Origin of the sequence: Actinomyces sp. AC-20-1, from assembly GCF_023369555.1 — a bacterium.
GTDB lineage: Bacteria > Actinomycetota > Actinomycetes > Actinomycetales > Actinomycetaceae > Actinomyces.
This window is the reverse complement of record NZ_JACJVC010000033.1, coordinates 1-6,805: the sequence shown is the minus strand read 5'-3', so window position 1 is coordinate 6,805 and position 6,805 is coordinate 1. Positions and strand designations below refer to the sequence as shown.

The 6,805-nt window shown below is 74.5% G+C and carries 6 protein-coding genes; 3 read left to right on the top strand and 3 right to left on the bottom strand.

Features of this window, described 5'->3' with window-relative positions:
* From H6X67_RS11550 to sucB, 3 genes are all read left to right on the top strand, one after another.
* Window positions 1–1,231 (top strand): leucyl aminopeptidase (locus H6X67_RS11550; RefSeq protein WP_249435553.1); only part of this gene is annotated, 1,231 nt, incomplete at its 5' end.
* Window positions 1,232–1,418: 187 nt separating this feature from the next.
* Window positions 1,419–2,792 (top strand): dihydrolipoyl dehydrogenase, encoded by a 1,374-nt coding sequence (lpdA, locus tag H6X67_RS11545; RefSeq protein WP_249368547.1) that lies wholly within the window; start codon window positions 1,419–1,421, stop codon window positions 2,790–2,792.
* 26 nt (window positions 2,793–2,818) lie between these two features.
* Complete coding sequence (sucB, locus tag H6X67_RS11540; protein ID WP_249435552.1) at window positions 2,819–4,144, top strand: 2-oxoglutarate dehydrogenase, E2 component, dihydrolipoamide succinyltransferase; 1,326 nt, start codon at window positions 2,819–2,821, stop codon at window positions 4,142–4,144.
* A gap of 102 nt (window positions 4,145–4,246) precedes the next feature.
* Here the strand turns inward: sucB and H6X67_RS11535 are convergent, their stop codons facing one another.
* The 3 genes from H6X67_RS11535 to H6X67_RS11525 all read right to left on the bottom strand — a co-directional run.
* Complete coding sequence (locus H6X67_RS11535; RefSeq protein WP_249368919.1) at window positions 4,247–5,218, bottom strand: Clp protease N-terminal domain-containing protein; 972 nt, start codon at window positions 5,216–5,218, stop codon at window positions 4,247–4,249.
* Window positions 5,215–5,463 carry a hypothetical protein gene (locus H6X67_RS11530; protein WP_249368920.1) on the bottom strand — a complete coding sequence of 83 codons (249 nt, stop codon included), beginning with the start codon at window positions 5,461–5,463 and terminating at the stop codon, window positions 5,215–5,217. The genes H6X67_RS11535 and H6X67_RS11530 overlap by 4 nt, the downstream gene beginning before the upstream one ends.
* Window positions 5,464–5,508: 45 nt before the next feature.
* Window positions 5,509–6,805: protein kinase domain-containing protein (locus H6X67_RS11525; protein WP_249435551.1), on the bottom strand; the 1,297-nt coding region annotated here is incomplete at its 5' end.

Sequence of the window (6,805 nt, the reverse complement as noted above, 5' to 3'; positions counted from 1 at the left end):
GGACAGCCGGGCCCTGGGGGTCACGCGCGCGGCCGTGCTCGAGCGGGCCGCCGCCCGTGCCGCCCGCGCCCTGGCCGGCACGGGCTCGGCCTGTGTCGCCCTGTTCCCCGCCGACGAGGCCGAGGCCCTGCGGGTGGCGCAGGGCGCGCTCACCGGCGCCTACGCCTGGGCCGGGCGGGTACCGGCCCCGACGGCGCCGCTGGGCCAGGTCGTCGTGCTGCTGCCCGCGGGGGTGCCGGTGCCCGAGGCCACGACGGTCCTCGCGCTCGCCGAGGGCGTGGCGCTGACCCGCGACCTGGTCAACGAGCCGCCGAACCGCCTGACGCCGGAGGTCTTCGCCGGTCTCGCCCGCGCCGCCGCGGCCTCGTCCGGCCTGGGGGTGGAGGTCCTGGACGAGCGGGCCCTGGCCGAGCAGGGCTTCGGCGGGATCGTCGGCGTCGGGCAGGGCTCGGTCCACCCGCCGCGCCTGGTGCGCCTGACCTGGGCGCCCGAGGGCGCGCGGCGCAGCGTGGCCCTGGTCGGCAAGGGCATCACCTTCGACTCCGGCGGCCTGTCCCTCAAGCCGCCGGCGTCGATGCCGGAGATGAAGTCGGACATGGCCGGGGCGGCCACGGTCCTGGGGGCGGTCCTGGCGGCCGCGCGCCAGGGGCTGGGGGTGCGTGTGGACGCGTGGCTGGCGCTGGCGGAGAACCTGCCCGCGGCGGACGCCCAGCGTCCCAGCGACATCGTCACGATGTACGGGGGCACGACGGTGGAGATCACGAACACGGACGCGGAGGGCCGCCTCGTCATGGCGGACGCGCTGGCCCGGGCGGTCGAGGAGGGGCCCGACGCCGTGCTGGACGTCGCCACGCTCACCGGCGCCCAGATCGTGGCGCTGGGCGAGCACGTCGCCGGCGTCATGGGCACGCCCGCCCTGCGCGAGGCCGTGGTGGCGGCCGCGGTGGCGGCGGGTGAGGCCTTCTGGCCGATGCCGCTGCCCGAGGACCTGCGTCCCCGGCTCGACAGCCCCTACGCGGCCCTGCGCAACGCGGTGACGGGCCCGCGCGGCGGGGGCATGCTCACGGCGGGGCTCTTCCTGCGCGAGTTCACCGGCTCGGTGCCGTGGGCGCACCTGGACGTGGCCGGCCCGGCCTTCAACGACGGCGAGCCGTGGGCGGGCGTGCCGACGGGAGGCACCGGTGCCGGGGTGGCGACGCTGCTGGAGCTCCTGCGCGGCTACGAGGGCTGAGGGGCCCGCACCGGGTCCTCGCACAGGACGTCCCCCACGGAACGTGAGCAGTCTCACGCCCCGTGGGGGACTCTAGTCCCTCCCCGGGCGTCACTTCCGGGGGTGGGAGGCCGGGACCGGTGAAACAATGACGGCGTGCCGACACGCCCCGCCACGGGGGCGAAGGACATCAACGAGGAGTGAATTCGTGACTGACACCGTCTACGACATGGTCGTCCTGGGCGCTGGCTCGGGCGGCTACGCCGCTGCCCTGCGCGGGGCCCAGCTGGGCCTGAGCGTGGCCCTCATCGAGGCCGACAAGGTCGGAGGCACCTGCCTGCACCGCGGCTGCGTGCCCACCAAGGCGGTCCTGCACGCCGCCGAGACCGCCGAGGCCGTGCGCGAGGCCGGGGCGCTGGGCGTGCGCGCCCACCTCGAGGGCATCGACATGAACGCCGTCAACGCCTACAAGGACGGTGTCATCACGAGGATGTACAAGGGCCTGCAGGGCCTGGTCTCCTCGCGCGGCATCGAGCTCGTGGGCGGCTGGGGCAGGCTCGTGGCCAAGGACGCCGTCGAGGTGGACGGCCGCGTCATCCGGGGCCGCAACATCGTCCTCGCCTCCGGCTCCTACTCCAAGACCATCGGCCAGCAGGTCGACGACAAGGTCCTCACCTCCGAGGGCGCCCTGCAGATGGACCACGTGCCGGCCTCCGCCGTCATCCTCGGCGGCGGCGTCATCGGCGTCGAGTTCGCCTCCGCCTGGGCCTCGCTCGGGTGCCAGGTGACGATCATTGAGGGCCTGCCCCACCTCGTGCCCAACGAGGACGAGGCGATCTCCAAGATGCTCGAGCGCTCCTTCCGCAAGCGCAAGATCGCCTTCAAGACCAAGACGATGTTCAAGTCGGTGGACCGCACCGAGTCGGGCGTCACGGTCCACACCGAGGACGGCGCCGCCTACGACGCCGAGGTCCTGCTCATCGCCGTCGGGCGGGGCCCGGCCACCGCGGGCCTCGGCTACGAGGAGGTCGGTGTCGCCATGGAGCGCGGTTTCGTCCTCGCCGACGCCTACGGGCGCACCAACGTCGAGGGCGTGTGGGCCGTGGGCGACATCGTCCCCGGCGTCCAGCTCGCCCACCGCGGCTTCGCCCAGGGCATCGTCGTGGCCGAGAAGATCGCCGGCCTGTCCCCCGAGCCGGTCGACGACGTCAAGGTCCCCAAGGTCACCTTCTGCGAGCCGGAGATCGCCTCCGTCGGCCTGTCCGAGGCCAGGGCGAAGGAGCTCCACGGCGCCGAGAACGTCACCACCGCCGAGTTCAACGTCGCGGGCAACGCCAAGAGCCAGATCCTGGGCACCCAGGGATTCGTCAAGCTGGTCTCGGTCAAGGGCGGTCCGATCGTCGGCTTCCACGCCATCGGCGCCCGGATGGGCGAGCAGGTCGGAGAGGGCCAGCTCATCGTCAGCTGGGAGGCCGACGCCGAGGACCTCGCCTCACTTGTCCACGCGCACCCCACGCAGAATGAGACCATCGGTGAGGCCGCCATGGTCCTGGCCGGCAAGGCCCTGCACAACCACGACTGAGCAACAGCAGAAGAGGAATGACTCCAATGTCCGAGTCCGTGAAGATGCCCGCTCTGGGCGAGTCCGTCACTGAGGGAACCGTCTCCTCCTGGCTCAAGGCCGTGGGCGACACCGTCGAGGCCGACGAGCCCTTGCTCGAGGTCGCCACCGACAAGGTCGACACCGAGGTCCCCGCCCCCGTCTCCGGCACGATCCTCGAGATCCTCGTCCCCGAGGACGAGACCGTCGAGGTCGGCACCGTCCTGGCCGTCATCGGTGACCCCTCCGAGGCCACCGCCGCCGCACCGGCCGCGCCCGCTCCCGCCGCGGAGCCCACCCCCGCACCGGCACCCACCCCCGCCCCCGCCCCCGCCGAGCCGGAGCCCGTCGCACCCTCCGCCGCCGCTGTCGCCTCCGCCGCCTACGTCACGCCCATCGTGCGCAAGCTGGCCCGTGACAAGGGCGTGGACCTCACGACGGTGACCGGCACCGGCGTGGGCGGCCGCATCCGCAAGCAGGACGTCGAGAAGGCCGCTGAGGAGCTCGAGGCCGCCAAGGCGGCCAAGGCGGCTGCCGCAGCGCCCGCGCCGGCCGCGGCTCCTGCCGCTCCGACCGCTCCCGCGGCCCCGGCCTCCAAGCCCGTGGCCGACACGACGCTGCGCGGCACGACCCAGAAGATGAGCCGCCTGCGTCAGGTCATCTCCGAGCGCATGATCGACTCGCTGCAGACCTCGGCCCAGCTCACCACGGTGGTCGAGGTGGACGTCACCCGAGTCGCCGCCCTGCGCGCGCGGGCGAAGAACGACTTCCTCGCCAAGAACGGCACGAAGCTCACCTTCCTGCCCTTCTTCGTCCAGGCCGCCACGGAGGCCCTCAAGGCCCACCCGAAGCTCAACGCCTCGATCAACGGCAAGGAGGTCACCTACCACGACGTCGAGCACATCGGCATCGCGGTCGACACCCCTCGCGGCCTGCTCGTCCCCGTCGTCAAGAACGCGGGCGACCTCAACATCCCCGGCCTGGCCAAGCGCATCAACGACCTGGCCGGCCGCACCCGTGACAACAAGGTCAACCCGGACGAGCTGTCCGGCTCGACCTTCACGATCACGAACACCGGCTCCGGCGGCGCGCTCTTCGACACGCCCATCATCAACCAGCCGGAGGTCGCGATCCTCGGCCTGGGCGCCATCCAGCGCCAGCCGCGCGTCATCAAGGACGCCGAGGGCAACGAGGTCATCGCCATCCGCTCCGTGTGCTACCTGGCGATCTCCTACGACCACCGTCTGGTGGACGGCGCCGACGCCTCCCGCTACCTCATGACGGTCAAGAGGCGTCTCGAGGAGGGCGACTTCGCCGGTGAGCTCGGCCTGTGAGGCCATGAGCCGCTGACGGCGCGTGAGCGGGCCGGGGCAGCACCCTTCGCGGGTGCGCCCCGGCCCGCTCGGCTACGACCGCGGCGACTGCGCCCGGCGCCCTCAGCCGGTGGTCTCGTCCGCCACCAGGGCGGCGACCAGCAGGAGCTGGTGGCGCATCCCCATGGCGACCCACAGGCGCGCCAGCGGAGCGGTCAACCGGCCCAGGGGGCCGAGGCTGCGGGTGACGAGGGTGAGGTGGAGCAGGGTCCCACCGGCCGTCTCCTGCGCCCTCAGCTCGCGCACGCTGACCAGCACGCCCGCGTAGCGCACGGTGAGCGCCTCCTCCCGCCAGGCCAGGCCGCCGTCGGCGCTCTGGCTGAGCAGGTAGCGCATCCGCACCGAGCGGCGTCGGTGACGGTGCTCGACCACGGCGTGCCGGACACCGGTCTCCAGCACCTCGGCGTCGTTGCGCCACCACCACTGGCCAAGACGGTCGGGGTCGCTCAGGAGGCCTCGGACCAGGTCGGCGGGCGCTGAGATGAAGTGCGAGCACCTGCGGGCGTGCTCCATCCCCTGCCGGCGGTGCTCCGGGGCGAGCGCCACGGGCACCGCCCGCGTGCTGCTGGGCGCGTCGGCGTGAGCGAGGCGCTCGCGCAGCGCGGCCACGTCCACGCCCAGGGCCTGCAGGAGCCGCGTCGCGGGCGCCCGGCCGTCCTGGAGCATCACCTCCAGGGCCTGGCGGTCGGAGCGGACCCTGCCCTTGCGCTCGAAGAGGATCTCCTCGGCGTCAGGGGCCCAGTCCAGGTCGGCCGTGGACAGTGCCGTGGTACTGGCGGCGGGCAGGCGCGCCGGTCGTAGCCGGGCGCTGCCCGTGATACCGGCCTGGGCCAGGTCGGCGTCGTCCAGGTCGGCCGCGGCCCGGCGGGCGCCCGCGAGCGTCGCCCCGGCCTCGCCGAGCGTCTGCGCCACGGAGCCGCCCTGGGCGAGCAGCCCGAGCAGCAGGTCGGTCTGCTCGATGCGCAGGTGCCGGGCGAGGAGGGCCTCCTGGCGGCTGGCCACCATCCAGGTGGTGATGTGGGTGTAGGTGCTCATCGGTCCCTCCTCCGGTGGCCGGCGAGGTGCGGGGCCACGCGTCTGGCGTACTTCTTGTGGACGGCCTGGCGGGTGACTCCCAGGAGCCCGGCGATCTCGCTCCAGCCCATGCCCTGTGCGAGGGCTGCCTCGACCTGGGCGAGCTCGAGGGAGTCGGTCAGGCGTCTGAGGGCGGCGACGGCCCGCAGGCCCGTCACGGGGTCGTTGGTGTCGGTGGCCTGTGCGGCGACGGTGACGGCGTCCATGTAAGCAACCTAGGTTGACCAACCCTCAGTGTCAACCCAAGTTGCTCACCGGGTGGTCCCGGCCTGCCGGACCTCCAGCACCCGCCACGGGTCCGGCACGAGGACGAGCACGACCCGCTGGGGCTGCTGCGCCGGGACCGCCCGGCGGTCGCCGTCAGCCCCGACCCGCACGCTCGCGCCCTGGGCACGGGTGAGCTCCACCGCCACGGCGCCGTCGGGAAGGTCCGGCACGGCCACGCCGGAGACGGAGCTCACCCGGGTGCTGAGCCCCTCGACGCGCTCACCCGAGCCCACCAGGGCCGAGAGGATCGCGGCGTCGGCCTGCGCGGCGCTGGAGCCCTCCACGCTCGTGGCCGCCAACGCCCGGGCGTCCCCCGCCTCAATCGCCTCATCACGCGCCTGGACGAGCCCGACGACGACCGCCGTCAGCCCGTCCTGCCCCAGGGCCTCCGCGGCGTCCCCCGGCCCCGCCGTGGCGGGCGCCTGCGGACCGTAGACGGCACCGCCGAGAGCACCGGCGGCCCGCAGGCCCCACGCGCCGGCCAGACCCACGGCGAGGAGCAGCACCGCGGTCAGCGTCCTCACCATGACCACCGCCGGCCGCGACACGTCCAGGGCCCTGCCGCCCAGACCGGCCCGCGCACGCCTGCGGGCGCTGCGGCTGGCAACGGTCCGGGTGGGGGTCGCGGCCGCCGCCCTGAGCGCACCGGCCGCGAGGCGGGCGCCGTCGGGCAGCCCGATGACCCCGGGCCGCGCGATCTCCGGCGCACGCGCCGCCAGTGTCCTGGCACCGGGCCTGGCCTCCGGGTCGGCCACGAGGACGTCCGCGAGCACCCGCTCGAGCCCCTGGCCCAGCAGCGCACCGCCCTCGGCGCAGGTGCGCAGCAGCATGCCGAGGGAGTAGACGTCGGAGGCGGGCGTCGCCGGTCCTCCCGACTCGCGCTCCGGCGCGGCCCAGGGAGGCGTCCCGGTCTGGGCCAGCTCGCTCACGAGGTCGATGAGCACGGCCCCGCCCCCGGTGCTCACCATGACGTTCGAGGTCGACAGGTCCCCGTGGGCCAGGCCGGCCCCGTGCAGGCAGGCCAGCGCCGAGCCCACGTCCGCCAGCACCCGAGCCCCCTCCGAGCGGGTGAGGCTGCCGCGCGCCCCGAGGACGACGGCGAGGTCGGCGCCCTCGATGAGCTCGCTCGCCACCGCCGCCCGCTGCCCCGGAAGGGCGAGGACCTCGAGCACCGGGGCGAGCGCCGGGTGGCGCAGCCCGCGCAGGTCCGCCAGGCGGGCGAGGAGGCGGGCACCGGCCCGGCCCGGCGGCAGGTCGACCACGCGCAGGACGAGGTGGCGG

Coding starts and splice junctions, on each gene's coding strand:
- H6X67_RS11535 (WP_249368919.1), bottom strand. CDS start 5,218: ATGAGCACCTACACCCACATCACCACCTGGATGGTGGCCAGCCGCCAG.
- sucB (WP_249435552.1), top strand. CDS start 2,819: ATGTCCGAGTCCGTGAAGATGCCCGCTCTGGGCGAGTCCGTCACTGAG.
- H6X67_RS11530 (WP_249368920.1), bottom strand. CDS start 5,463: ATGGACGCCGTCACCGTCGCCGCACAGGCCACCGACACCAACGACCCC.